This is a genomic window from Kribbella sp. VKM Ac-2569, from assembly GCF_004216905.1.
Classification (GTDB): Bacteria; Actinomycetota; Actinomycetes; order Propionibacteriales; family Kribbellaceae; genus Kribbella.
Genome location: NZ_SGXJ01000003.1, coordinates 598,070 through 622,923 on the forward strand (window position 1 = coordinate 598,070; position 24,854 = coordinate 622,923).

General features: G+C 68.0%; 27 protein-coding genes. 14 read left to right on the top strand and 13 right to left on the bottom strand.

Features of this window, described 5'->3' with window-relative positions:
- The 5 genes from EV649_RS23125 to EV649_RS23145 are packed head-to-tail and all read right to left on the bottom strand — an operon-like array spanning position 1 to position 5,288.
- Positions 1–825 carry a carbohydrate ABC transporter permease gene (locus EV649_RS23125; protein ID WP_130385650.1) on the bottom strand — a complete coding sequence of 275 codons (825 nt, stop codon included), beginning with the start codon at positions 823–825 and terminating at the stop codon, positions 1–3.
- On the bottom strand, positions 815–1,762 hold the full coding sequence (locus EV649_RS23130) for a sugar ABC transporter permease (RefSeq protein WP_130385651.1): 948 nt from the start codon (positions 1,760–1,762) through the stop codon (positions 815–817). Before EV649_RS23130 ends, EV649_RS23125 begins: the two co-directional genes overlap by 11 nt.
- A gap of 5 nt (positions 1,763–1,767) precedes the next feature.
- On the bottom strand, positions 1,768–3,084 hold the full coding sequence (locus EV649_RS23135) for a sugar ABC transporter substrate-binding protein (protein ID WP_241998552.1): 1,317 nt from the start codon (positions 3,082–3,084) through the stop codon (positions 1,768–1,770).
- Between the two features lie 13 nt (positions 3,085–3,097).
- Entirely contained in the window at positions 3,098–4,240 is a 1,143-nt protein-coding gene (locus tag EV649_RS23140) for an enolase C-terminal domain-like protein (protein WP_130385652.1), read from the bottom strand.
- Between the two features lie 22 nt (positions 4,241–4,262).
- Entirely contained in the window at positions 4,263–5,288 is a 1,026-nt protein-coding gene (locus tag EV649_RS23145) for a hydroxyacid dehydrogenase (RefSeq protein WP_130385653.1), read from the bottom strand.
- A gap of 95 nt (positions 5,289–5,383) precedes the next feature.
- Between EV649_RS23145 and EV649_RS23150 the strand changes: the two genes are divergently transcribed.
- From EV649_RS23150 to EV649_RS23160, 3 genes are read left to right on the top strand one after another with little or no spacing between them, the layout of a single operon-like run.
- Positions 5,384–6,283, top strand: a complete 900-nt coding sequence (locus EV649_RS23150) for a LysR substrate-binding domain-containing protein (RefSeq protein WP_241998554.1) — start codon at positions 5,384–5,386, stop codon at positions 6,281–6,283.
- Between the two features lie 34 nt (positions 6,284–6,317).
- Positions 6,318–7,262 (top strand): SDR family NAD(P)-dependent oxidoreductase, encoded by a 945-nt coding sequence (locus EV649_RS23155; RefSeq protein WP_130385654.1) that lies wholly within the window; start codon positions 6,318–6,320, stop codon positions 7,260–7,262.
- A 27-nt stretch (positions 7,263–7,289) separates the two neighbouring features.
- Positions 7,290–8,105 carry a putative protein N(5)-glutamine methyltransferase gene (locus EV649_RS23160; RefSeq protein ID WP_130385655.1) on the top strand — a complete coding sequence of 272 codons (816 nt, stop codon included), beginning with the start codon at positions 7,290–7,292 and terminating at the stop codon, positions 8,103–8,105.
- Here the strand turns inward: EV649_RS23160 and EV649_RS23165 are convergent.
- Positions 8,062–10,026 (bottom strand): TetM/TetW/TetO/TetS family tetracycline resistance ribosomal protection protein, encoded by a 1,965-nt coding sequence (locus EV649_RS23165; protein WP_130385656.1) that lies wholly within the window; start codon positions 10,024–10,026, stop codon positions 8,062–8,064. The two genes, EV649_RS23160 and EV649_RS23165, sit on opposite strands and share 44 nt — an antisense overlap.
- Before the next feature lie 178 nt (positions 10,027–10,204).
- On the opposite strand from EV649_RS23165, the gene EV649_RS23170 reads away from it, so the two are divergent.
- Positions 10,205–10,963 (top strand): aminoglycoside phosphotransferase family protein, encoded by a 759-nt coding sequence (locus EV649_RS23170; protein ID WP_130385657.1) that lies wholly within the window; start codon positions 10,205–10,207, stop codon positions 10,961–10,963.
- Here the strand turns inward: EV649_RS23170 and pyrH are convergent.
- Complete coding sequence (gene pyrH / locus EV649_RS23175; protein ID WP_130385658.1) at positions 10,956–11,663, bottom strand: UMP kinase; 708 nt, start codon at positions 11,661–11,663, stop codon at positions 10,956–10,958. The two genes, EV649_RS23170 and pyrH, sit on opposite strands and share 8 nt — an antisense overlap.
- A 75-nt stretch (positions 11,664–11,738) precedes the next feature.
- On the opposite strand from pyrH, the gene EV649_RS23180 reads away from it, so the two are divergent.
- The 3 genes from EV649_RS23180 to EV649_RS23190 all read left to right on the top strand — a co-directional run bounded on the left by EV649_RS23180 (position 11,739) and on the right by EV649_RS23190 (position 14,342).
- On the top strand, positions 11,739–12,557 hold the full coding sequence (locus EV649_RS23180) for a DinB family protein (RefSeq protein ID WP_347233153.1): 819 nt from the start codon (positions 11,739–11,741) through the stop codon (positions 12,555–12,557).
- Between the two features lie 9 nt (positions 12,558–12,566).
- Positions 12,567–13,157: a VOC family protein gene (locus tag EV649_RS23185; protein WP_130385660.1), complete on the top strand. Its 591-nt coding sequence runs from the start codon at positions 12,567–12,569 to the stop codon at positions 13,155–13,157.
- A 240-nt stretch (positions 13,158–13,397) separates the two neighbouring features.
- Complete coding sequence (locus EV649_RS23190) at positions 13,398–14,342, top strand: small ribosomal subunit Rsm22 family protein (RefSeq protein ID WP_130385661.1); 945 nt, start codon at positions 13,398–13,400, stop codon at positions 14,340–14,342.
- Here the strand turns inward: EV649_RS23190 and EV649_RS23195 are convergent.
- A complete protein-coding gene (locus EV649_RS23195; RefSeq protein ID WP_130385662.1) occupies positions 14,335–14,655 on the bottom strand; it encodes a nuclear transport factor 2 family protein in 321 nt (106 codons plus the stop codon). The genes EV649_RS23190 and EV649_RS23195 overlap by 8 nt on opposite strands.
- Positions 14,656–14,735: 80 nt before the next feature.
- Between EV649_RS23195 and EV649_RS23200 the strand changes: the two genes are divergently transcribed.
- Complete coding sequence (locus tag EV649_RS23200; protein ID WP_130385663.1) at positions 14,736–15,536, top strand: MerR family transcriptional regulator; 801 nt, start codon at positions 14,736–14,738, stop codon at positions 15,534–15,536.
- 6 nt (positions 15,537–15,542) lie between these two features.
- Here the strand turns inward: EV649_RS23200 and EV649_RS23205 are convergent, their stop codons facing one another.
- The 5 genes from EV649_RS23205 to EV649_RS23225 all read right to left on the bottom strand — a co-directional run bounded on the left by EV649_RS23205 (position 15,543) and on the right by EV649_RS23225 (position 19,722).
- Positions 15,543–16,304, bottom strand: a complete 762-nt coding sequence (locus EV649_RS23205; RefSeq protein ID WP_130385664.1) for an SDR family oxidoreductase — start codon at positions 16,302–16,304, stop codon at positions 15,543–15,545.
- A gap of 69 nt (positions 16,305–16,373) precedes the next feature.
- Positions 16,374–17,249: an AraC family transcriptional regulator gene (locus EV649_RS23210; protein WP_130385665.1), complete on the bottom strand. Its 876-nt coding sequence runs from the start codon at positions 17,247–17,249 to the stop codon at positions 16,374–16,376.
- Positions 17,250–17,258: 9 nt separating this feature from the next.
- Positions 17,259–18,050 (bottom strand): alpha/beta hydrolase, encoded by a 792-nt coding sequence (locus EV649_RS23215; RefSeq protein WP_241998555.1) that lies wholly within the window; start codon positions 18,048–18,050, stop codon positions 17,259–17,261.
- Positions 18,047–18,775, bottom strand: a complete 729-nt coding sequence (locus EV649_RS23220) for a VOC family protein (RefSeq protein ID WP_130385666.1) — start codon at positions 18,773–18,775, stop codon at positions 18,047–18,049. The genes EV649_RS23215 and EV649_RS23220 overlap by 4 nt, the downstream gene beginning before the upstream one ends.
- Positions 18,776–18,786: 11 nt before the next feature.
- Positions 18,787–19,722: a helix-turn-helix domain-containing protein gene (locus tag EV649_RS23225; protein ID WP_130385667.1), complete on the bottom strand. Its 936-nt coding sequence runs from the start codon at positions 19,720–19,722 to the stop codon at positions 18,787–18,789.
- 71 nt (positions 19,723–19,793) lie between these two features.
- On the opposite strand from EV649_RS23225, the gene EV649_RS23230 reads away from it, so the two are divergent.
- The 6 genes from EV649_RS23230 (at position 19,794) to EV649_RS23255 (ending at position 24,852) form a co-directional block, all read left to right on the top strand.
- Entirely contained in the window at positions 19,794–20,780 is a 987-nt protein-coding gene (locus EV649_RS23230; RefSeq protein WP_130385668.1) for an NAD(P)H-binding protein, read from the top strand.
- Positions 20,781–20,845: 65 nt separating this feature from the next.
- Complete coding sequence (locus tag EV649_RS23235) at positions 20,846–22,453, top strand: hypothetical protein (protein WP_130385669.1); 1,608 nt, start codon at positions 20,846–20,848, stop codon at positions 22,451–22,453.
- Positions 22,454–22,490: 37 nt separating this feature from the next.
- Complete coding sequence (locus EV649_RS23240; protein ID WP_130385670.1) at positions 22,491–23,486, top strand: endonuclease/exonuclease/phosphatase family protein; 996 nt, start codon at positions 22,491–22,493, stop codon at positions 23,484–23,486.
- Positions 23,483–23,932 carry a DinB family protein gene (locus tag EV649_RS23245; RefSeq protein WP_130385671.1) on the top strand — a complete coding sequence of 150 codons (450 nt, stop codon included), beginning with the start codon at positions 23,483–23,485 and terminating at the stop codon, positions 23,930–23,932. The genes EV649_RS23240 and EV649_RS23245 overlap by 4 nt, the downstream gene beginning before the upstream one ends.
- A 55-nt stretch (positions 23,933–23,987) precedes the next feature.
- Entirely contained in the window at positions 23,988–24,431 is a 444-nt protein-coding gene (locus EV649_RS23250) for an AraC family transcriptional regulator (RefSeq protein ID WP_130385672.1), read from the top strand.
- Between the two features lie 10 nt (positions 24,432–24,441).
- Positions 24,442–24,852: a VOC family protein gene (locus tag EV649_RS23255; protein ID WP_130385673.1), complete on the top strand. Its 411-nt coding sequence runs from the start codon at positions 24,442–24,444 to the stop codon at positions 24,850–24,852.
- Positions 24,853–24,854 lie beyond the last annotated feature (2 nt).

Genomic DNA, 24,854 nt, shown 5'->3' on the forward strand with positions numbered 1-24,854 from the left:
TCAACGGCCTCCCAGCCCACTCATGGTGATTCCTCGGATGAACCAGCGTTGCGTGAGGAAGAACAGGACGATCAGGGGCACGGTGGTGACCGTGGCCGCCATCAGCAGCAGGTTCCACTGGGTGCCGTTGGTGTCCTGGAACACCTGCAGGCCGACCGAGGCGGTCCGGGTGGCGTCGCTGTTGGAGATCACCAACGGCCACAGCAAGTTGTTCCACTGCCCGATGAACTTGAAGACCGCCAGCGTCGCGATTGCCGGCACCGCGAGCGGCACGATGACGCGGACGAACGCCTGCCACCGGTTGGCACCGTCCAGCCGGGCGGCCTCCTCGTAGTCGCGCGGGATGCCGAGGAAGAACTGCCGCAGCAGGAACACGCCGATCGCGGTGAACGCGTGCGGCAGGATCATGCCCGGCCAGGTGTCGATCCCGTGCAGCTTCGCGACCAGCACGAACTGCGGGATCAGCGTGACCTGCGACGGGATCATCAGGGTCGCGAGGTAGATGCCGAACAGCCAGCTCCGGCCGGGGAAGTTCAGCCGAGCGAAGGCGTACGCCGCGAGCGCCGCGGTGACCGTTTCGAGGAGCGTCGTACCGGCGGCGAAGTAGATCGTGTTCAGCAGGTACTTGCCGAGCGGGACGAGCTCGAACGCGCGGGTCAGGTTCTCGGGATGCCAGCTGCTCGGCCAGAACGACGGCTTCGCGGCCATCGACTCGCCGTCGGACTGGAACGCGACGAGCACCATCATGACGACCGGCACCAGCGTGATCGCCGTGACCAGGAAGCAGGTGAAGACCACGAGTTTGCGGCGGATCTCAGTTGTCATAATGCACCAACTTCCGCTGGAACATGAACTGCGTGGCGGTGATCAGGACGATGAAGGCGAACAGGACCAGCGACTGCGCGGCGGCGTACCCCTGGTCGTAGTTCTCGAAGCCGGTCCGGTAGATGTACATGACCAGCGTGGTGGTGCGGGTGCCCGGGCCGCCGTTCGTCATGATCAGCGCCTGGTCGAAGACCTGGAACGATCCGATCACCGACGTGACGATCACGAAGAACAGTGCGGGGGACAGCATCGGCAGTGTGATGTGCCGGAAGCTCTTCCACGGCGACGTACCGTCCACGCGGCCCGCTTCGTACAGCTGCTGCGGGATCGCCTGGAGGCCGGCGAGGAAGACGACCATGCCGAAGCCGAAGCTCTTCCAGACGCTCATCAGGATCAGCGCGGGCATCGCCCAGGTGTCGGAGATGAGCCACGCCGGCCCGTTGATGCCGAACCATCCGAGCACGGCGTTCACCAGGCCGTCGTGCGGGATGTAGAGCCAGATCCAGACGAACGCGACCGCGACCGTGATGGTTGCGTACGGCAACAGCAGGAGGCTTCGGAAGACCGCGATCCGCTTCAGACCCTGGTTGAGCAGCAGCGCGAGGAGCAGGCTGACCAGGATCGTCAGTGGGACGCTCACCAGGGTGAAGTACGCCGTACTGCCGAGCGCCGACCAGAACGTCGGATCGGGGCCGAGGCGGGCGAAGTTGTGCAGGCCGGCCCAGGTGGGTGCGCTGAACAGGTTCCAGTTCAGCAGCGAGATGACGCCTGCGGCGACGACCGGTCCGGCGGTGAAGATCAGGAAGCCGACCAGGCTGGGCAGGATGAAGAGCCAGGCGGTGAGCGCTTCCCGGCTGCGCCAGCGTGGCGGCGGGGCCTGCCTCGCGGGTGCCGGTGCGGTGGTGACGGGTGCGGTGTCTGCCGTGGAAATGGCCATTGCGCTCACCCCTTCCTGGCCGTGGCTTGGCGGACGGTGTCGAGATGCTGCCGCATCAGTACGTCGAGACGCGGCGTCAGCCCGTTGATAGCTTCCGGTACGCCGACCTGGCCGAGGAACGTGCGTGGGAGATCCTGACCGAGCAGCTGCTTGACCTGGTTCCAGTTCGTGGTGACGTCGAACGCGTGGCCACCGGCGACCTTGCCGGCCAGGATGTCCTGGACGATCCCGAGGTTGTCGGGCGGTGGCCGGAACGCACTCCCGGCGCTGAGCCGGGCCGGGTTGTTGCGGCCGGCCTTGGCGTAGATGTCGAGCGCGCCTGTGCTGGTGAGCGTCTTGAGCAGCTTCCACGCGAGGTCGAGCTCGGCGCCCTCACGTACCCCCGATGGAATGGCGAAGCTGGATCCCGAGACGCGCGGCGTACTTCCGTTGGCGCCGGCCGGGAACGGGATGATGTCCCAGTCGAACTTGGCCTTCCGGGCGTTCACCACCTGCCAAGGCCCGTTCTGCATGAACGCGACGTTGCCCTGCATGAAGTTGGACAGTGAGCTCTCGGTGACCAGGTTCTTGATCGGCGGCGTGACCTTGTCCTTCACGAACAGGTCGATGACGAACTGCAGCGCCTCCATCGCCTCGGGATCACCGAGCGCACTGCGGCTCGCGTCGGCGCTCATCACGTTGCCGCCGGCGCAATAGATCCACGACACCAGGTCGTCGATGGCCGGCGCGCAGGTGAAGCCGTACTGCTCACCGGGTTTGGTGAGCTGCTTGGCGAGGTCGCGGAACGTTGCCCAGGACATCGGTTCGGTCCGGGACGGCAGCGGGATGCCCTGCTTCTTCAGCAGGTCCTTGTTGTAGTACATGACGGTCGGCGCGACGTCGAAGCCGATCGCGTACGTCTTGCCGTTGAAGCCCGAGATCTTCCGGCTGGTCTCGTAGAAGTCGTCGAGCTTGAAATCGGGATCCGCGGCGATCAGGTCGTCGAGCTGCCGGTGCGCGCCGCGGGCGGCGTACGTCGGGATCAGGGTGCCGTTGAGCGCGGTGACCAGGCTCGCCGTACCGCTGACGAGTTGCAGGTCGAGTTTGGTCGGGTAGCCGCTCGACGGGGTCAGGGTGGCGACCGACTTCACGCCGAGCTGCTGCTCGACGTACTTGCCGAAGTCTTCCCACACCTTCTTCTCGGCGGCGCTGCTCGACCACATCGCCCAGGTGGCGGCGCCGGCCGGTGGCCCCGAGGAACAGCCGGCCGCGAGCGCGATGCCGGCCAGACCGCCGAGCTGGAGCACGCTGCGGCGGGTCAGGTTGGTACTCATGGTTCTCATCACCTGGTTCTCCTCACCGGTAGAGCAGGTCGATCGACTCGGCGCGGATGCGCTCCTCGTCGACCTCGACGCCCAATCCAGGGGCGGTGGGGACCGTTGCGACGGCCTTGGTGATGCTCAGCCCGTCCACGTACAGATCGGTCAGCAGCTCCGGCCCGTTGAGCTCGGCGGGCAGGGCGAGCTCGAGCTGACTGAACACGTGCAGCGCGGCGGCGAACGCGACTCCGCAGTCGGTCAGGCCGCTGGCGAGCAATTCCACGCCGACCGCCAGCGCTGTCTGGGCGGTCTTGAGGGCGTTCCGCAGACCGCCCGATTTGCAGACCTTGACCACGACCAGGTCCGCGGCGTTGAGGCGGATCGCGCGGGCGAGGTCCTGCGCGGAGAAGCTGCCCTCGTCGATCGCTACCGGGAGGTCGATGAGCTCGCGAACACGCTGCATGGCGAGTGTGTCGGTGCTCGGGACGGGTTGCTCGACGCAGTGGATCGTGCGGATGTGCGCTGTCCGGTCGCGGAGTTGTTTGAGTGCGGCCGGGCGGTACGACTGGTTGGCGTCCAGCCACAGGGGCTTGCCGTCGGCAACTTCCGCGACGGTCTCGATCGCGGCCGTGTCCGCGTCCAGGTCGCCGCCGATCTTGACCTTGTACGCCGCATAGTCCGACGACTGGAGAGCGTGTTGGCGGACCGTTTCCTGGTCGCCGACCCCGATCGCGGAGCAGAGCGGGATCTCGTCGTAGATCTTGCCGCCGAGCAGCGCATGCACTGGGACACCGGCCAGCTTGCCGGCCGCGTCGTGCATCGCGACGTCGACGGCGGCGCGGGCGAACGGGAAGCCGTTGGAGACGGCGGGGCTGAGGCGTTTGGCGGCGCGCTGGTGGAACAGTTCGACGTCGAACGGCGTGAGTTCGAGCAGGATCGGGGCGAGGTGGCGGCGGATGACGACTGCCATCGTCTCGGCGGTCTCGTAGCTCCAGCTGGGGAGTGCTCTCTGCTCTCCCCAGCCGACCACGCCGTCCTCGGTCGTGAGCTTCACGAAGATCACTGCGCCGGCCTGGTCCGGGGCGGCGTCGGGGGAGCCGACGGCACCGCTGCCGAGCACGAACCGGCGCGCGAACGGCACCGCAACCGCAAAGACCTCAACCTGGGTGATGCGGGACATGATGATCAGTCCTCTCAGCCGGTCAGGCGGCGATCGACCAGAGGGTGGGGTCGACGAAGCTGGGGCCTCGGGTGCCGTTGTCGAGCCACTGGAGGGCGTCCCGCAGCACGTAGCCGGCGAGCTTGAGGTGACCCTCGGCCGTGTCGCCGGCGATGTGCGGGGTGAGCAGCAGGTTCTCCGCTCGGAGAGCGCTCTCGGCCAGTTCCGGCGGCTCCGGGTCGTAGACGTCGAGCGCCGCGTAGATCCTTCCGGAGACGGCGTGTTCCAGCAGAGCCTGCTGATCGATCGCCGGACCGCGCGAGGAGTTGACCACGACCGCGCCGTCCGGAAGCCGCTCGATGAGCTCACGGGAGATCATGCCCTTCGTCTCAGGCACGTTCGGCACGTGGATCGTCAAGAAGGCGCTCTCGGACGTTTCCGGCAGGTCGGCCAGACGAACCCCGAGTTCCGCAGCGCGTTCGGCACTCAGGTAGGGGTCGTACACGACCACGTCGCAGCCGAACGGCTTGAGCAGCGTGATCAGCGCACGCGCCGTACTGCTCGCGCCGATGATCCCGACCTTCGCGCCGGCCAACTCATGTCCGCGGTACTCGGTCTGCTTCCACCCGCCACCGCGGACAGCACCGTCGAACCGGGGTAGTCGCCGAGCCAGCGTGAGCATCGACGCCAGGCAGTACTCACCGACCGACCACGCGATCCGCGGGCCTGCCGAGAACACCCCGACGCCCTGGTCGAGGATGACCGGATCGATCAGGTTCTTCACGGTGCCCGCGGCGTGCGCGACAACCTTCGGACCGTTGCCGTCGGCCCACAGTTCCTTGTCGAGGTGCGGCGTACCCCAGCTGGTCAGGAGCACGTCGGCGCCTTCGGCGAGCACCGGTACGGCGGCCGGGTCGAGTGCCGGCGGCTTCGCGAGCGAGCCGGGGCCCTTGGTGTGGTCGGCGGTTGCCCAGACCACGTCGAAGCGGTCCTCGAGCAGGCGGCGGGTCTCCGGGTCGATCACGTCGGCGGCGCGTTCGGGGGAGAAGAGGGCAGCGAGTTTCGGCACCGTGTCGGCTCCTTCGGTGGTCGGTGCTCCGACGGTAGGCGCTTTCCGTTATGCCGGTCCAAGCCCATTTACGTATGGACCGATACCGTGCTTGCATGGCAGCCATGGACCTGTCGCTCCAGCAACTCCGTGGATTCGTCGCCGTCGCCGAGGAACTGCACTACGGCCGGGCCGCCCAGCGCCTGAACCTGACCCAGCCGCCGTTGACCCGCCAGATCCAGGGCCTCGAGCGCACCCTCAATGTCCGCCTCTTCGATCGCACCGGCCGCGGCGTCCGGCTGACCGCGGCCGGGGGAGTGTTCCTCGAGCACGCTCGCCGAGTGCTAGCACTGCTAGAAGTCGCACCCGAGGCGACCCGGCGAGCCGCCGACGGGACGACCGGGACGCTCCGTCTCGCCTTCACCGCGATCGGCGCGTACGCCGTACTCGCCGACTTCCTGACCATGGTTGGGAAACGAACGCCGGGGGTCACGGCCGAGCTGACCGAACTGGTGAGTCCGGCACAGTTCGAGGCGCTGGCGAACCTGGAGATCGACGTCGGCCTCGTGCGCCCACCGATCCCGGCGCAGTTCGAGTCGTTGCTGGTGCACTCGGAGGACCTGGTCCTCGCGGTACCTGTCTCGCATCCACTGGCACTCGGCGCCGGGGCAGTGTCGCTCGTGGACGTGACCGACGACTACATCGGATACAGCCCGGAGGGATCGCAGTACCTGCACGACATCTGCGCGGCCATGATCGGCATGGATCGCTACGCGGTCAGCCAGCTGGCTTCGCAGGTGCCCACGATGCTCGCGCTGGTCCGCGCCGGGCTCGGCTGTGCGTTGATCCCCCGCTCGATCATGGCGATGGGTGTCGAAGGCGTCCGCTACCGCGAATTGGATGCGGCCGACGCGCACTCGGTCACCCTGCACGCGTGCTGGAGCCCCGACAACCCCAACCCGGCCCTGCAACGCCTGGCCGAGTCCCTGCGGCTGGACCCGCACCTCACGACTTGACCTAGAGCGAACTCTAATTCGTAGGCTCGATGACATGAGTGCACAACACAAGATCGGCTCGGGTTTCGGGCACGACAGCACCGCGGACGACGTACTCGCCGGGATCGACCTGACCGGCAAGCTCGCGATCGTCACCGGTGGATATTCCGGTCTCGGTCTGGAGACCACCAAGGCGCTGGCGAAGGCCGGCGCGCACGTCGTCGTACCGGCCCGGCGGCCGGACGCGGCGCGGGAAGTTCTCGGCGATCTGGCCGAGGTCGATGAACTGGACCTCGGTGACCTGAAGAGTGTCGACGCGTTCGCAGAGCGGTTCCTGGCGTCGGGGCGGTCGGTGGACATCGTGATCGACAACGCGGGGATCATGGCCTCGCCGGAGACGCGGGTCGGGCCGGGGTGGGAGGCGCAGTTCGCGACCAACCACCTCGGACACTTCGCGCTGATCAACCGGCTGTGGTCGGCGCTCGCGGCCGACGGCGGGGCGCGGGTCGTGTCGGTGTCGTCGACCGGGCACCGGCGGTCGGACATCCGGTGGGACGACCTCGAGTTCCGGCTGGGGTACGACAAGTGGGAGGCGTACGGTCAGGCGAAGACGGCCAACGTGCTGTTCGCCGTACAGCTCGATGCTCTCGGCAAGGATTCCGGCGTACGGGCGTTCGCGCTGCATCCTGGCGGGATCCTGACCCCGCTGCAGCGGCACCTGGAGAAGCAGGAGATGGTCGACTTCGGCTGGATCGACGAGGACGGCAACGCACTGAACCCGGCGTTCAAGAGCCCGGGGCAGGGCGCGGCGACGCAGGTGTGGGCGGCGACGTCTCCGCAGCTCGAGGGGCTCGGCGGTGTGTTCCTCGAGGACTGCGAGGTCGCCGAGGTGTCGCCGGACGACGCGCCGGGAGTCCGGCCGTACGCGATCGATCCCGCGTCGGCGGAGCGGTTGTGGACGGTGTCGGCGCAGCTCACCGGAGTGAACGCGTTCGGGTAAGCTGACGCGGTCTCGTATCGGGGTTCCATGTCTGTTTCTTCTGCTCTTGAGCTCGGCGCCGTTGTCGAGCGGTTGCGTGCGTCCGGATGTGTGTTCGCCGAGGACGAGGCGGCCTTGATCTTCGAGACCGCGCGCGATGCGGCCGAGCTCGGCGCGATGGTCGACCAGCGGGTCGCCGGGTCGCCGTTGGAGTACGTCGTCGGCTGGGCCTCGTTCCGCGGGCTGCGCATCGCCGTTGATCCGGGGGTGTTCATCCCGCGTCGTCGTACCGAGTTCTTGGTGGCCGAAGCGCTGCGGGTCGCCGTCGCGGGCTCGGTCGTGCTGGACCTCGGCTGCGGCTCCGGTGCCTTGGGTGCCGCGGTCGCGGCCGACTGCGAGGTGTCGCTGTACGCCGCTGACATCGAGTTGGCCGCGGTGCGAAGCGCACGCCGGAATGTGGAGCCGTGGGGCGGGACCGTGTATCAGGGCGACCTGTACGCGGCGTTGCCGGAGCGGTTGCGCGGTGAGGTCGACGTACTGCTGGCGAACGTTCCGTACGTTCCGACCGACGAGATCCGGCTACTCCCACCGGAGGCCCGTTTGTACGAGCCGCACGTCACGCTGGATGGGGGACCGGACGGCCTCGCGACCCTGCGCCGCGTGGTTGCCGGCGCAGGGGAGTGGCTCAAGCCCGGCGGTCATCTGTTCGTCGAGATGAGCGACCACCAGGCACCGCTCGCGCGGGCGGTGATGATCGAACACGGCCTGGACGCCGAGATCACCACGGATGACGGTCTCGGCGCCAACGTCGTACACGGCATCAAACCCGACGCTGTACGTGGAGTAGGTACTCCCGGCGGTTGAGGGGGTCGTGGTCGGTGCGCGGGCGTTCCGGGACGGGGCCGGTCACCGGATGGTAGCGCTCGAACGCCGACTCCAGGACGCCCTCGCCGCGGGTGAGGGCGGGGAGCTGCTGCTCGAGTTCGTACACGGCTGCCGCGGGAATTTCTCCTTCCAGGGTTGAGGTTTCCGCGGCCAGCGCCGGGACCTGCGGGATCGCCCGGAGCCGGGCGAGGGCCGCGAGTACGGCGCGGGTCGTGTCGGTCGGGATCTCCAGACGGAAGCGGTGCATCGGCTCGTGCACCGTCGTACCCGCTTCCTGGAGTGCGGTCATCAGGACCAGCGGGGTGAGGAACCGGAAATCGCCGGCCGTGCTGGACATGCTCTTGTCGAACACGGCGTGGGCGTGACTCTGGCGGGCGGAATATCCCGAGTGCGTCATCACCACTCGGGCGTCGGGGATCTGCCAGCCGTGGATGCCCTGGTGCAGGGTTTCGCGGACGGTTTCCTCGACGGCCTTGATGAACGCGTACGGCATCGAGCCGAGTTCGACCTCCAGTTCGAAGGTGACGCCGGCGTTGACCGGTGCCGCTTCGACGCGGAGCCCGACGGTGGCGAGGAACGGGTTCGCGTCCTTCTTGTTGAACTCGACCGCCTGCCCGGTTCCGGCGATCCGCTCGATGCAGATCGTGGTGGTCTCGCGGAAGTCGACCTCGATCCCGAAGTCGGTGGCCAGCGTGGACTCGATGACCTCCTTCTGCACCTCGCCGTACAGGGAGACGTAGGTTTCCTGGCGCAGGTCGTCCTGGCGGAGGTTGATCAGCGGGTCCTGCTCCGCCAGTTGGGTGAGCGCGACGCGGAGGTTGCCCTTGTCCGAGCGCTTCCTCGGAGTGATGACCGTTTCGAGCGTGGGTGGGGAGAACGATTGTGCGGAAACAACGTGCCGTTCCGTGGCGGAAATGTTCCGGAGATCGGTCAGGGTGTCGCCGATGCGGATTTCCGCGAGTCCCCAGAAGCGGCCGATCTGGCCGGCGCGGATCGTCGCCGCGGGACCTTCGCCGACGACCTCGAGCGCGGTGATCTTCCCGTCCGCGTCGCCGTACCGCACGCGCTCACGCACCTGGGTCGTTCCGGAGAACATCCGCACGTACGCGATCTTCTCGCCGGCCGGTCCGCGTTCGACCTTGAACACCGTGCCGTCGAGCGGTACGCCGGTGGTGCGGGCGCGGGGGAGCAGTTCCCGGATGCCGTCGGCGAGTGCGTCCGTGCCCGCGCCGGTGATCGCCGATCCGAAGTACACCGGGTGGACGATCGCCTGGTGCGTCTGGGTGATGAGTGCCTCGTGCAACGACAGCGGTTTGTTGTCGACGTACCGCTGCAGGAGCGCGTCGTCGTGCCGGGTGAGGACCTCCAGAAGGGCGTCCTCCTGCACGATCGGCTTGAACGTCGCCTCGGGCGTGCCGAGGTACGCCGCCTCGCCCATCGGGACGATCTCCCGGGTGAGTTTCGCGGCGATCTGCCGCAGTACGCCGTCGTACTGCGCGCCGGGGCGGTCGAGTTTGTTGACGAAGATCAGGGTGGGGATGCGCAGGCGTTGCAGGGTGCGCATGAGTACGCGCGTCTGCGCCTGGACCCCCTCCACCGCCGAGATGACCAGGACCGCGCCGTCGAGCACGCTCAGCGCGCGCTCCACCTCGGCGATGAAGTCCGGGTGCCCCGGGGTGTCGATCAGGTTGATGCCGACGTCACCGATCGTGAACGCGGCGACGGCGGACTTGATCGTGATCCCGCGCTGCCGTTCGAGCGCGAGCGAGTCGGTCTGGGTGTTCCCGTCGTCGACGCTGCCGACCTCGTCGATGACTCCGGCGGCGTACAGCAGCCGCTCGGTCAGGCTGGTCTTTCCGGCGTCAACATGCGCCAGGATCCCAAGATTCAGTACTTCCACGCCGCTTCATGTCCTTAGAACAGGTGCCATCGGTCTCCGCAACAGCCATGAAGCGAGGTCGCATGACGGACTCCTTTACAAGACACCTGTTCTTCAGTACGCCCCGAGTACACCAACCCTTTGCACGTCGGAACAAACTATTTAGCCCCCGCCTACACCGACCCGTAGGCTGACTCAGATGCTCGATCCCATCGCCCTGGCGACACCGCACGTGGGTGCCGTCGTCCGTGCGACTCCGGTGAACGGCTTCGTCGGCAACGAGACCTTCCGCCTGGAAACGCGTGCCGGCGTCTACTACCTGAAGGCTGGCGCGACGGTCGCCGAAGAGGCAGTCGCGTGTCAGCTCGCGCGGACGGTCGGCGTACCTGCGCCGGAGGTGATCGCGTCGTCTCCTCTGATCACGCGGGAGCTTCCTGGCCGGCCGCTCGCGGCGGACTCGCCGGACCTCGGCGCGGTGGTGCGGATGGTCGGGGAGGGCATGCGGCGCGTGCACACGATCGTCGACCCGACGGCGTCCTGGGGAGATCGGCTGCGGGGTGTGCTGGACGGGTTGGACGTGTTGCCGGATCGCCTCGCGGCGCGCCTCCGGGAGGTGGCGCCCGAGTTCATCGAGAGTGTTGCGGGCGTGACGCCTGCCTTGCTGCACGGGGATCTGCATCTGCGGCACGTGTACGCCGAGGGTGCCGAGTTGACCGGGATCCTCGACTGGGGCGACACGACGTACGGCGATCCGCTGTTCGACCTCGCCCGGTTGTCCATGGCTGGGCCGGAGGTGACGACAGCGTTCCTGACGGGGTACGGCGACGTCGACGCACCGCCCCGGATGCTGTCGATGTACCGCGTGCTGTGGTCGCTGATCGCGGTGCAGGCGGAGCACGCGGCGGGTGGGGACTGGATTCAGCCGCACCTTGACGTGATCGCGCGCGAGCTCAGTTGATGAGGGTGCCCAAGGGGGTGCCGTTGAGGATGGCGGAGGCGGCGCCGGGGCGGTCGATGTCGAAGACGTGGAGGGGGAGGTGGTGGTCGCGGGCGAGGATGAAGGCGGTTTGGTCCATCACGCCGAGGCCGCGGTCGATGACCTCGGCGTACGACAGATGATCGAACCGCCGGGCGTCGGGGTGCTTGTTCGGGTCGGCGTCGTACACCCCGTCGGTGCCGTTCTTGGCGACCAGTAGCGCATCCGCCTCCAGTTCGACGGCACGCTGCACCGACGGGTAGTCCGTGGTGGTGAACGGCTGCCCGTTGCCACAGGCAAGCAGCACGATCGAGCCCTTCTCCAGGTGCCGGAGCGCGCGCAGCCGGATGTACGGCTCGGCCAGGTTGTCGATCGGGATCGCGGTCATCAGCCGTACGCCGTGCGCACCGAGCGCCGCGAGCCGTCCGCGCAGGAGCACCGCGTTGATGACGGTGCCGAGCATGCCGATGTTGTCCGCCTCGACCCGGTCGATGCCCCAGTCGTCCGCCCGGTTGCCCCGGAAAACGTTCCCGCCGCCGACGACGACCGCGACCTGGACGCCGGTGGCGCGCAGCGCGATCACCTCGGTCGCGAGATGGGTGAGCCGGTCGCTGGCGAAACCGAACTCGTTCGGGCCGGCGATCGCCTGGCCGGACAGCTTGAGGACGAGCCTGCGGTACATGCCGCTCCGTTCTGAAGGCGGGAGGCACGTCCGAACACGGCGTACCGACAGCAGATCTATCACGGGCCGGTTCCGCTGTGCGCCGCGGTCTGTAAAGCTGACGGTGTGACCGAGTTCAAGGCGCAGAATCTGACCGGGGCACGATTCGAGGAGTCGACGCTCCGGGACGCGGTGTTCCAGGACGTCGATCTCAGCGGCTCGTACTTCGACGACGTGGACCTGAGCGGTACGACGATTCGCAACGCGCGACTGGTCGACGTGTCGCTCGACGGCGACATCAGCAACCTGACGGTCTGGGGTATCGACGTCGTACCGCTGGTCGACGCGGAGCTCAACCGCCTGTACCCGGGCCGCGAGCGAATGCGTCCGACCGACGCCGACGGCTACCGCGAAGCGTGGGACCTGCTCGAACAGCTGTGGTCGGAGACCGTCACGAAGGCCCGCCGGTTGCCGCCTGAGTTGCTGCACGAGTCGGTGGACGGCGAGTGGTCGTTCATCGAGACGCTCCGCCATCTCGTGTTCGCCACTGACGCCTGGGTACGTCGTGCCGTCCTCGGCGTGCCCGAGCCGTGGCACCCCTTGGACCTGCCTCACGACGAGATGCACGACACCCCACCCGTGCCACGCGACCGCGGTGCTCGGCCGTCGCTCGACGAGGTGCTCGAACTGCGGACGGATCGGATGACGACAGTACGGTCGTTGCTCGCGGACCTCACCGACGACCAGCTGACCGAGCAGACGATGCCCGTCCCGGGGCCTGGCTACCCGGCGTCCGAGAGCTATCTGGTCCGCAGGTGTCTCGGCACGATCCTCGGCGAGGAGTTCGAGCACCGCCGGTACGCCGAGCGCGATCTCGCGACCCTGAAGGCGAGAACTGTCGGTGCGGAGTCCTAGCCTCGGTTCATGGTGCCCGAGACTGGATTGCAGGACTGGCGGAAGCTTGCGCAGAAGCTGCACGCGAGGTTCTTGATCGATGCGTATGCGGACGGCGTGCGCTTCGTGGCGGCAGTGGGGGAGGCCAGTCAGGACGTCGTACCTGAGGTGCGGCTCAGTGCGTCCTTCGTGGACGTTGCGACCCGGGACGCGGAGCTTGCGGGACGGATCAGTGCGATCGCGGCGGAGCAGGGTCTGACCGCCGACCCGACGGCCGTGGCGCAGCTCGAGATCGGGTTGGACACGGCGGATCTGGTCGAGCTCGGTCCGTTCTGGGCCGCGGTGCTCACCGGCAGCACTGAAGCCTTCACGGACAACGACATCTTCGACCCCACGGGCCGCATCGCCAACCTGTGGTTCCAGGGCACGACACCGCACGAGACGCCTCGCCAGCGGTTCCATCTCGACCTCTGGTTGCCGCCGGAGGTCGTGCCGGGGCGGATCGAGGCGGCACTCGCTGCGGGCGGCAAGGTGACGTACGACGAGGAGGCGCCGGCGTTCATCGTGCTCGCGGATCCCCAGGGCAACAAGGTCTGTCTGTGTACGTCGGAGAGCCGCTGAAACGGGAGCCCTAAATCGGGAGCGCGGTACGGCGTGCTCTGCTACGGTCGTGCTGATCCGAGGAGGTGTGTGATGGCTTGCAAGGTTATCCGGTTCCGCGCCATTCCCTCCTCGACTGCTGCCCGCTGACCAGCTGACAGCTCTTCCCGGACCGATTGGTGCGTCGCGGCGTCTGGCCGCGGATCACGTGCGCCCTCGTACAGGGGCCGCACTCCGTGCCGATCGAACCGGAGATCCCTCATGTCCTCCGTGGACATTCAGCTGCATGCTGCCCTCGCGCGCGCCGTCGCCGGCGTGCCGCATCACGAACTCCGCGGCCGCGTAGCCGCGCTCTCACACCGCTACCGCACCGAACAGGTCGCCGACACCGCCCCAGGAATGCGCGACGCGCTCGACGCGCTCGCGTACGCCGTCGTACGGATGCCGGCCACCTTCCGCGCCCTCCAGACCGCGCTCTCGACCGTGGAACACCAGCCCACCACCCATGTAGACATCGGCGGCGGAACCGGCGCCGCCGCCTGGGCCGTCGCCGCACTCTGGCCGTCCGTCACCACCGAGGTCGTCGAACGCCAACCCGCCGCGGTCCGCCTCGGCCGGCAACTTGCCGCAGGCAACTTCGCGCAAGACTGGCGCTGGACGACCGCCGACCTCCGCGACTGGACCTCACCGACCACGGTCGACCTCATGACGATCGGCTATGTCCTGAACGAGCTGACCGAGGAGACCCGGAGCGACCTGATCCGGTCCGCCGCCCGGTCGGCGAAGACGATCGTCGTCGTCGAACCGGGCACCCCGGGCGGCCACCGCCGTACCCTCGGCGCTCGTGAGCTCCTGATCGCCCAGGGATTCACGATCGCGGCGCCCTGTCCGCATCAGGGACCGTGTCCGGTCGACTGGTGTCACTTCGCTGCGCGCCTCCCGCGCACCGAACTGCACCGGGCGCTGAAGGACGGCACCCGCAACTACGAGGACGAGAAGTTCGCGTACGTCGTCGCCACCCGGTGCCCGGTTCGCCCTGCCGCGGCGCGAGTGCTGACCCGGCCGATCCGTCGCAAGGGCCAGGTCGTTCTCGACCTCTGCACAGCTTCCGGTACGGCGGAGCGGGTCGTCGTACCGAAGTCCTCTCCGTCGTACCGGAGCGCTCGCGGCGCGGGGTGGGGTGACGAGGCTCCGATGATCAGGTGATGACGAGCCGGGTGATCCGTCCGTCGATCAGGGTGAAGGTGAAGTCCAGGTCGGCGGTGCCGCCTGGGAAGTCGCCTTCGAGGTGATGGGTCGCGACGTAGGTCTGTTCGTCGATCTGCCGGGCGCTGGTGAGTTCGGTCGTGTAGCTGTATTCGCTGGCCGAGCTCGCCAGCCAGGCGCGGATCTCGTCGTGGCCGCGATAGGACTTGCCGTCATCGGTGACCTCGGCGTCGTCGGCGTACCAGCGCATCGCCGCTGGGACGTTCCGGGTGACGTGGCTGATCAGGTATTTGGTGATCGTGTCAGGCAACATGGCTTTGATGTTGCGGCCTCTCGGCGGGGGAGACGCAAGGAGTTGACTCTCTCCCCGGGAGAGGGTGCAGGCTGAGCGTCGTGCGAAGCGGACTGACAATCGGCGAGTTCGCGCGGGCGACGCATCTGAGTGTTCGCACGCTGCGGCGGTACCACGAGAGCGGGTTGCTCGAGCCCGCGGCGGTGGACCCGTCGAGCGGCTACCGGTACTACGCCGTCGAGCAGATCCCGTCCGCTCAGGTCATCCACCGGCTGCGCGAGCTCGACGTACCGCTGGCAGAGGTCGGCAAGATCATCGCCACCGACGACCCGGACCGGCGCGCGGACCTCGTCGCGGTCCATCTCGAACGGCTGCAAGAGACGCTCGAACGGACCCGAGCGGCCGTGACCTCCTTACAACGGCTGCTCAGACCCGCTCCAGGTGACCTCGAGGTCGAGCTCCGCTCGGAGCCCGCCGCGTTGGTCGCCGGCATCACCGACATCCTGAGCCTGGACGAGGTTCTCCCGTGGTACGACGGTGCGATGGCCGAGCTCGACGCTGCCGTCGCCCAGCCGGCCGGTCCGCCCGGCGGGCACTACGACAACGAACTGTTCGCCGAGGGCCGCGGGACCGTTCTCGTCTACTACCCCGTCGCCGAGGCGCCGTCGCACGGCCGGGTGCGCCCGGTCGAGCTACCCGCCGTCGAGCTCGCAGCGACGATTCACCACGGACCCCACGACGACATCGACGTCACCTACGGCCGGCTCGCGACCTGGGTGCACGAGCACGCCCTGGCCGTTGCAGGACCAGTGCAGGAGACATACTCGGTCGGCCCGCGAGACGACCCGGATCCGGCGGCCTGGCGCACCGGCATCGCGTGGCCTGTCTTCCGCGTCAGCTGAGCGGTCTCAGAGTTCGTAGCCGCCGGAGGCTTCCACGGTCTGGGCGGTGATCCAGCTGGCGTCGGGGGAGCCGAGGAACGCGATCACCTTGCCGAGGTCGTCGGACTCGCCGATCCGGCCGAGCGCGGTGCGTTCGGCGATCGGCGGGATCAGCTCGGGGTGCTGGGCGAACGCGTCGTCGCCCAGACGGGTCCGGGTCACGCCGGGTGCGACGGCGTTGACCCGGATCCTGCGGGTGCTGAGCTCCTTCGCGAGGTAGCGAGTGAGCACGATCTGCGCGCCCTTCACGCTCGCGTAGACCGAGTACCCGGGCGACGGGCGTGCTGACTCGAGTGCCGACGTACTCGTTGTGTAGACGATTGAGCCGTGGTCGGCGATCAGCGTGAGAAGGGTCTGGGTGAGGAAGTACGGGCCTTTGAGGTGGACGTTGACCATCTGGTCGAACAGATCCGCGGTCGTGTCCTCGAACATCACCGGAGGTTGCCCGACGCCGGCGTTGCTGACGAGGAAGTCGAACGACGTGCGGTCCCATCGCCGCAGTACGTCGGTCAGCGTGGCGCGGAACTCGGTGAACGTGTCGGGGCGGGCGATGTCCAGCGGTAGCGCGACCGCCGTACCGCCGTCCTTCTCGATTCGCTCGACCGTCTCCAGGCCGCGTTCGCGACTGCCGCGATAGGTGAGGACGACGGCGGTGCCGCGTTTCGCGAGCTCGAACGCCGCGGCCTGGCCGATGCCGGAACTCCCGCCGGTGATCACAGCTACATGCATGATCGTGCACAACTCCTACTGGTCAGGAACAGGTACCTCACCAGTAGACGTTTGATTGCAGGGGGAGGGTTAGACCGATGCTCGCGATGACTTGCCTGATCCTGCTCGATCGCGGCTCGGCGGCATACCGAACTCGCGCCGGTACTCGCGGCTGAACTGGGACGGGCTGTCGTAGCCGACGGCGTACCCGGCACTCGTCACGTCCTCGCCGAGGCCAACCACGCGCAGCCGCGCCTCCTGCAGGCGGATCTTCTTCTGGTACTGGATCGGGGTCAGCTCGGTCACGGTACGGAAGTGCCGGTGGAACGCCGACGTACTCATGCCGGCCATCGCCGCGAGATCCTCGACCCGGAACGGCTCGGTGTAGTGGTCGCGGATCCAGCGGATGACGCGCGCGACATGCGACAGGCTGCTGTCGGCGAGGCCGATGTCGCGTACGGCGGCGCCTTGCGGACTCCGGAGCAGGCGCCAGAGGATCTCGCGCTGGACGAGCGGCGCCAGCACGGGCGCGTCCTCAGGTTCGTCGACCAAGCGCAGCAGGCGGATGACCGCGTCGACCAGCTCCGTCGACGCGCGGCTCACGGTCAGACCGCGGACGGGTCCGCCTGGCTTCTCGGCCGCGTCGAGCAGAAGCTCCGCGATGACCTCCGGCTTCAATTCGAGACCGACACCGAGGCACGGCGCGGCGGGCGATGCCTCGACGAAGTGGCCCGTGACGGGCAGATCGACCGATACGACGAGGTAGTCGCCGGCGCCGTACTCGAAGATCTGCTCTCCGAGCGCCAGCCGTTTCCGCCCTTGCGCCACCAGCGCGAACGTCGGCGAGGCCAGGCTGGACGTTGGCGGGGTCGGCGCCGTGACCACCGACAGCAGGAGCCCGTCGACAGCGCCTTCACGCCCGATCGCCTTCACGATCAGTTCGCGCAACTCCGCCAGCGCATCCATTGCGAGTGATCAGGCGTCGAGGAAGGTGGTGACGGTGTCGAGGACCAGGGGAGTGCGGGCGAGACCGGTGAAGTGCGTCGTACCGGGGAAGACGGCCAGCTGCGAAGCCGGGACACCGACGAAGTCGCCGTTGACGTCGCCGCCGCGGAGCTGATGGAAACGGACGACGTGCTCGAGCTTCACCGCGTCCGAGTCGCCGAACGTCAGCAGCGTGGGCGCCTCGATGCCACGGATGTCGTCGTCGCTCCATCCGGACATGCCGCGGTCGTAGCTGCCGAGCTTGTCGAGCAGCGTCTGCAGGTGCTCGTGATCGGGGTGCGGCGACTTCGCCAGGTAGTCGGCCTCCATCGGCGTACCGGCGATCATCTCCACCTTCATCGCGCCGACCGCCTCCGCGTTCTCCTCACGGTCGCCGGACGGGTTGAACGAGACCGACGAGATGACCGCCTTCCGGACCAGCTCCGGGTACTCGATCGCGAGGTACAGCGCGACCGCGCCGCCGACGCTGAACCCGAACAGGTCAGCCCTCGGTACGTCGAGGCGCGCGAGCAGCGTCACCACGTCCGAGGCCAGCTCCGCCGTACCGAGTGGGCGGTCGATGTCGTTCGTGTAGCCGTGTCCCTGGAAGTCGGCGGCGATGACCTTCCGCCCGGCCGACAACCCATCGAGCAGTTCGCCGAACTGCAGGTCGATGTTGAACAGTCCGCCGTGCAGCAGCACCAACGGCGTACCGCCCTCGCCGTGCACCTCGTAGTACATGCGCAGGCCGTTGACGTCGGCGTACCCAGTCTGCTTGCTCACAGCTCTCCTACCAGTAGACAAAACGGATGCCCCGCCGGATCCGCCAGGACGAAGAGGGGCTCGCCTTCGTCGGCGGTCCGGTCGTACAAAAGCCTTGCACCGAGTTCCTCGGCCCGCTGCCGATGCCGATGGAGTTCGTCCACCGACAGTACGGCGTAGTCGAGGTGCATCTGCATCGGCACGTCGGGCGACGGCCACGTGGATGGCGTCAACTCATCCACCTGCTGGATCGCCAGCTGACGATTCCCTTCCTCGTCAACGAGCACGAGCCAACTGGCATCATCCGCCGTACCGTCCGCCGGCGGCTCGTCTCCCGGCCGGTACCGCAGACCAAGCAGCACCCGATAGAACTCAGCCAGCCCGCGCCCATCGGTCGTGTCGAGCGCGGTGTGCATCCGGCGCGGGTAGGTCGAAACGACGTCGAACCGGACGATGACGAGCTCGTCGCTCGGCTGCAGCTCCGGGTAATAGTCGTGGAGTCCCGGCAGTACGTCGGCCGCGGTCGCGAAGCCGTCCTCGCGTGCCTCGTCGTCGGTCACGCTGTCGACGCGCTTGGCGACCGTCGACACGATCCGCCCGGGGATGCGGACCTCCTCGTCGAACTCGAACACCAGAGATGCCGGACCGACCTCGACGGGGTCGTTGAAGCGCATGGTGATCCGCTTCGTACCGGCACGCACTGCGTCGAGGTGCGTGGCGCGGAAGCGGAGCTCCTGGAGGCTCATGCCGACCGAGCCTACGTGCTGCGGAACGAACGTCGGTAGGTGTTTGGGGGGACGCCGACGACGCGTTGGAAGTGGCGGCGGAGGGTGGTGGCCGTTCCGAGGCCGGTGGCGGTGGCAACCTTTTCGATTCCGTCGTCGGTGGACTCGAGGAGTTGCTGGGCTCGGCGGACGCGTTGGGTCAGGAGCCATTGGAGTGGCGTCTGGCCTGTGACTGATCGGAACTGCCGGCCGAGGTGTCGCGGGCTGGTGTTGGCGCGTTTGGCCAGGTCCGTGACGGTCAACGGCTGGTCCAGACGCTCCTGCGCCCAGGCCAGCAGCTGCGCGAGCGAGTGATCGCCGTTGACCTGCACCGGCGTCGCCACGAACTGCGCCTGCCCACCAGCCCGATGCGGCGGTACGACGAGGCGCCGGGCGACCGTGTTCGCGATCGTCGCACCGTGGTCGAGATGGATCAGGTGCAGACACAGGTCGACCGCGGCCGCCTTCCCCGCCGCCGTCAGCACGTTGCCGTTGTCCGTGTAAAGCACGTCCGGATCGACGACAGCCTCCGGATAGCGCGCGCTCAGTACGTCGGTGTGCGCCCAGTGCGTGGTGGCGCGCCGTCCGTCGAGCAGCCCGGCCGCACCGAGCACGAACGCGCCGGTGCACAACGACGCGATCCGCGCCCCGGCCTCGTACGCCACCCGCACCGCATCCGCCAGTTCACCCGACACCGGCTCGTCGACATCCGCGAGCGCCGGCACCAGTACGGTGTCCGCTCGCGCGATCGCGTCGAGCGGCTCGGTCGGCTCGACCACGAACGGCCCGACCTGTACCGGCCCCGGCCCGCACAGGCGCACGTCGTACCACTCGTCGACCCCGAGCGGTGGATTGCCGAAGATCTCGTACGCGATCCCGAGCTCGAAATGGAGCAGGTGTCCGGCGGTGGCGAGCGCGACGGTGTGCATGTCCGAAAGTGTACGGATGGTGTCGTTCCGGACTCTCACGCCGGTCTGTGGAGACCGGCGAGACTCGTCCCATGAACGCAATCGTGGTGTACGGCGCCACCGGTCACACCGGCCGCTTCGTCGTCGAGGAACTCCTCCGGCAGAACCTTCCCACCGCTGTCTCCGGACGCAACGCGGCGGCCCTCACTGCTCAGTGGGGTGACCTCGACATCCGCCCGGCTGCAGTCGACGACCCGCACGCCCTCGACCTGGCTCTGAAGAACGCGGCAGCCGTGATCAACGCCGCCGGGCCGTTCGCCACCACCGCCGACCCCATCATCGACGCGGCCGCCCGCGCGGGAATCCCGTACGTCGACGTCGCGGCCGAGCTCGAGGCCAATGTGTCGACCTTCGCCAGAGCGAGCGCTCTCCCCGTGATCCCGGCGATGGCGTTCTACGGCGGACTCGGCGACCTGCTGACGACGGCGGCGTTGGGGGAGCGGACCAGCGCCGACGAGGTGCATGTGGCTTACGGGCTGAGTAGTTGGCATCCCACGCCGGGAACGCGTGCCGCCGGTGAGATTTCGCACGACCGGCGGAACGGTCAGCGCGTGCGGTTCAGCGGCGGTCGCCTGCAGTACCACCAGGACCAGCCGGTCCAGGAGGACTGGATGTTCCCGGATCCGCTCGGCCGGCGCCGCGTGATCTCCGAGTTCACGATGGCCGACGTGATCACGATCCCGACGCACATCGCCGTTCCCGAGGTTCGCACGTACATGACGCTCGAGGCCGCCGGTGATCTCGCGGACTCGGAAACGCCGGCGCCCGCGGCCGTCGACGAGCAAGGCCGGTCGGACCAGACGTTCGTGGTGGATGTCCGGGTGCGGACCGGCGGCGAGGAGCGGCGGGCGACGGCGACCGGGCAGGACATCTACGCGATCTCGGCGCCGCTCGCGGTTGGCGCGGTACGCCGGATCCTCGCCGGTGAGACGCGTTCGTCCGGGGTGGCGTCGGCGGGCGCGATGTTCGACGCGGTCGACTTCCTCAAGGATTTACCGCTGACACTAGACCTGCCGTAAATCGCTTTCCTGCGGGAGAATGTTGCGTTCTTCGACGCCGCCCTTGAAGAGCTGGAGGCCGCCTCATGCCCGACATCTCCCCGCCCCACAGCAAAGTCCTTCGCCGTGACTTTCTGCGTCTGACGGCCGCCGGTGCAGTCGCGGGAACGGCGGGGAGCACTCTCTCCGCGTTGCCGGCGTACGCCGCTGACATCGACTACACTGCGCGTAAGACGTTCGACGACTGGGATCGGCTGTTTCGGGAGGGCGGGCCTGGGCAGCCGGATCAGCCGAACGACAACACGAACCGGGACGGCCGGTCCGGCATGCTCGCCTGGAGTCAGTCGTATGTGCTGCTCGGACTGGTCCGCATGTACGAGAAGTACCGCGACACCTACTACCTGGACCGCCTCATCGACAACGTCGACCAGGTCCTCGCGGTCCGCGACAGCGAACGCGGTGTCACGGACTACCGCGGTCTCTCGCTCCCCGCCTGGCGAGCCGACCACCCGTACACGACCGGCTACGCAACCCTTGCCGACAGCAACGGTCAGCCGCTGCTCGACCTCCGCGAGGCTCTGTCGTACGCCGAGGACACCACGGTCACCGTCACCGCCGGGACCCGTCCTGACACGTTCACCGTCCAGCTCGTCAACACGTTCGTGAACCGCACGGTCACGCTCTCCGACCTCTCACTGGATCCGGCGAGCCCCGACTACGCCATGAGCCGCATCTACGCGGCAGCCCCCGGACCGCTCCAGCTCACGGCAGCCGATCGACGGCCGACTCCGCGCGCGGGCGACCTACCGCGGCTGGGCACCTACGAGATGCACTGCAACCCGGTGATCTTCGCCGTTCACACCGGGATGATCACGTACCCGATCGCGAGTTTCGTCCGGCTGGTCGCCGGCTCCCCGGTTCTCAGCCGGCGCTACCAGCGAAAGGCGGCCGAGTACCTCATGGCCTGCCGCGAAGCGGTCGCCTTGCACGACTGGGAGTACGAGAGCGACCAGGACGGCGGTCACCTGATCTGGCCGAAAGGACAGCCGCTCGCGTACGACGGATGTGAGCAGCCGATCAACCAGTCGGTCGGTCTCGGGCAGACGCTGGTCGAGCTCGCGCTGGCAACCGGAGAGAGTGGTTACCGGCGGAAGGTCGCCGCGATGGGTCGGATGCTGGCCGGCCAGCTCACGGTGGATGCGGGTGACGCCTGTCAGTGGCATTACTGGCCTGCGGGTGGCCGGATTTACGAGGGGTTCGCGAAGACGGGAAACCCGGAGAGCGATGTCTCGATTTTCACGCCGTCGGGTGGGCCGGCGCGGCAGTTCGAGGACATCAGCCACGGTGCGATCGACGTCGAGTTCGCCGTCCGGGCCTTCCGGGCGCGGCTCGCGTTCACCGGCCTGGACATGGAGCGGCTCGCGCGCACGTTTACCCAGAATGTCGCGACGACGGACGCCGACGGTCTCCCCGCCGTACACACGACTGTCGGTGGCACAGCGATCGGCGCCGCTTCGGTCGCGCACCAGGCACCGCGTTGGATGCAGGTGAGCCCGTGGGACCCCAACGTCCATGCACACTGTCTCGCCCTCTACAACCGCTACCAACCGACACCGGAGCGCGACGGTCAGCAAGCGATCGGGTTCGGCTGGCTACTAGCGAACGTCGCGTACCTCAACTGGGGCGCTCGATGAGCACTACGTACTTGATGGTGTGACCTAGTCTGGTGGCGTGGAGGGGGATCCGCTGCTCCGGCGGTCCGTGGGGATCGTGATCGCCGGATTGTTGCCATGGGCATGGTTCGTGCTGCGCGACTGGCTTGGCGTCGTCACCGATGTCATTGCGATCGTGCTGCCACTGGCTGTGCTCGTCACGGCCGTCGTCAGCCTCGTCGTCGCAGGTCTGCTGGTCGCCCCTGGCCCGCGTGCCATGATGCGCCGCCGGTGGGGGCGGGTGGCGGTCGCGTTCGCTGTGTCGACGCTGCTGGTCGGGATCGTCGCCACGTTCGGGCCGTGGGTCCCGCACGGCACCGGCACCGTGGACAAGAGTCGCGCCGTGCGGATCGCCGCCGCCAACATCGGCAGCGGTGAGCTCGACGGCGCGGACAACCTGCTCGCGCTCAAGGCCGACGTACTCGTCGTCTCCGAGATCGGACCGCCGCTGACGGAGCGGTTGTCGGAGTCGTACCCGGAGCACGTCGCCGTCTGGAAAGGCCCGGCGATCGGCGTGTTCAGCCGCTGGCCGCTGACGGTCCTCGAGTCGCCCGACGCGGATCTGCCCGGGTTCGTGGTCCGGGTCCATGCACCGTCGGGCGAGTTCGACCTGATCGCGGTGCACGTGCCGCGACCGTGGTGGAAGTCGAGCGGGCCGACGGACACCTCGTCGACGGACAAGGGGACGCCGTACGAGACGACCGTCGCAGGGCATCACCGGCTGATCGAACAGATCGCCGCCCGCGCAGCACGCGACGACCGCCCCGTCGTGGTGGCCGGTGACCTGAACACCACGGACCGCGGGCGCGACTACCGGGTCCTCACCGAACACCTCAACGACGCGATGCTCGACAACTGGGGCCGCCCGTCGCAGATCGCGAAGTGGTCGCCGCTGCTGATCCGCATCGACCACCTGTTCGTGAAGCCCGGCTGGTGCTCCGACGACAACGACTGGTATCCGATCCCCGCGTCGGACCATCATGGTCTGGTCTCGACGATCGGACCCTGCGCATGACGACCGAACTCGACCAACTGGTGGCGACCCTCGAAGGCCTGCGCGCCGGCGTGCTGAAGAAGCTTGCCGGCCTCAGCGAGACCGACGCGCGCCGCAGCACTGTCGACTCCGGCACGAACGTCGCCGGCCTGATCCAGCACCTGACCTTCGTCGAGTCGCTGTGGTTCGAGGAGGTCGTCGCAGGCGGTACGGCGACCCGCGGCAATCGCACGATGCGGGTCGAACCCAGCCTCTCGCTCAGGTCGCTCCGCGCCGAGTACAAGGCTGCCTGCGCCGCCTCCAACGAGATCATCGCGAAGCTCGCCGACCCCGACGCCCCGGTGACCCGCAACGGCAAGACGCACAATCTCCGCTGGGCGATCCTCGCCGTGATCGGCGAGACCTCCCGGCACGCCGGCCACGCCGACATCATCCGCGAACAGCTCGACGGCACCACCGGCCGCTGACCCGGGCTGGCGCGGAGGAATGACTTCGGTCGGCTGACATGGCAGGATTCCTACGGTGAGTAGCGGAACGACGGACGAGCAGCGCCTGCAGGACCTGGCGCGGCTGCGCCGTGTGAAGGACCGGATCGACCGGGAGTACGCGCAGCCGCTGGACGTCGACGCGCTCGCGCGCGGGGCGCACATGTCGTCCGGGCACCTGAGCCGCGAGTTCAAGCGTGCTTACGGAGAGTCGCCGTACGGGTATCTGATGACCCGGCGGATCGAGCGGGCGATGATGCTGCTGCGGCGCGGCGGGATGAGTGTCACCGACGTCTGCTTCGCGGTCGGTTGTCAGTCGCTGGGCACGTTCAGCACCCGGTTCGCCGAGCTGGTCGGGATGCCGCCGAGCGTCTACAAGGAGAACGCCGGCGACGCCACGCTCGGCATCCCGTCGTGTGTCGCGAAACAGGTGACGCGACCGATCAGGAATCGAGAAGCATCTCCGTCCTCCGGCAGTTAGGTTGACGCCCATGGAGATCAAGATTCTCGCCAGCTTCCTGCCGCACACCGACCCCGAGGAGTCGCTGAAGTTCTACCGCGACATCCTCGGCTTCGAGGTCCGCACCGACGTCGGGTACGGCGGTATGCGGTGGATCACCGTGGGCCCGCCCGGACAGCCAGACACGGGGATCGTGCTCTGCCCGCCGTTCGCCGACCCCGGTATCACCGAGGACGAGCGCCGTACGATCGGCGAGATGATGGCGAAGGGCACGTACGCCACCGTGGTGCTGCAGACCGACGACATCGACGGTCTGTTCGAGCGGCTGCAGGCGACCGACGCCGAGGTGATCCAGGAACCGGTGGACCAGCCGTACGGCGTCCGCGACTGCGCGTTCCGCGACCCGGCCGGCAACCACATCCGAATCAACCAGGCATCCTGAGC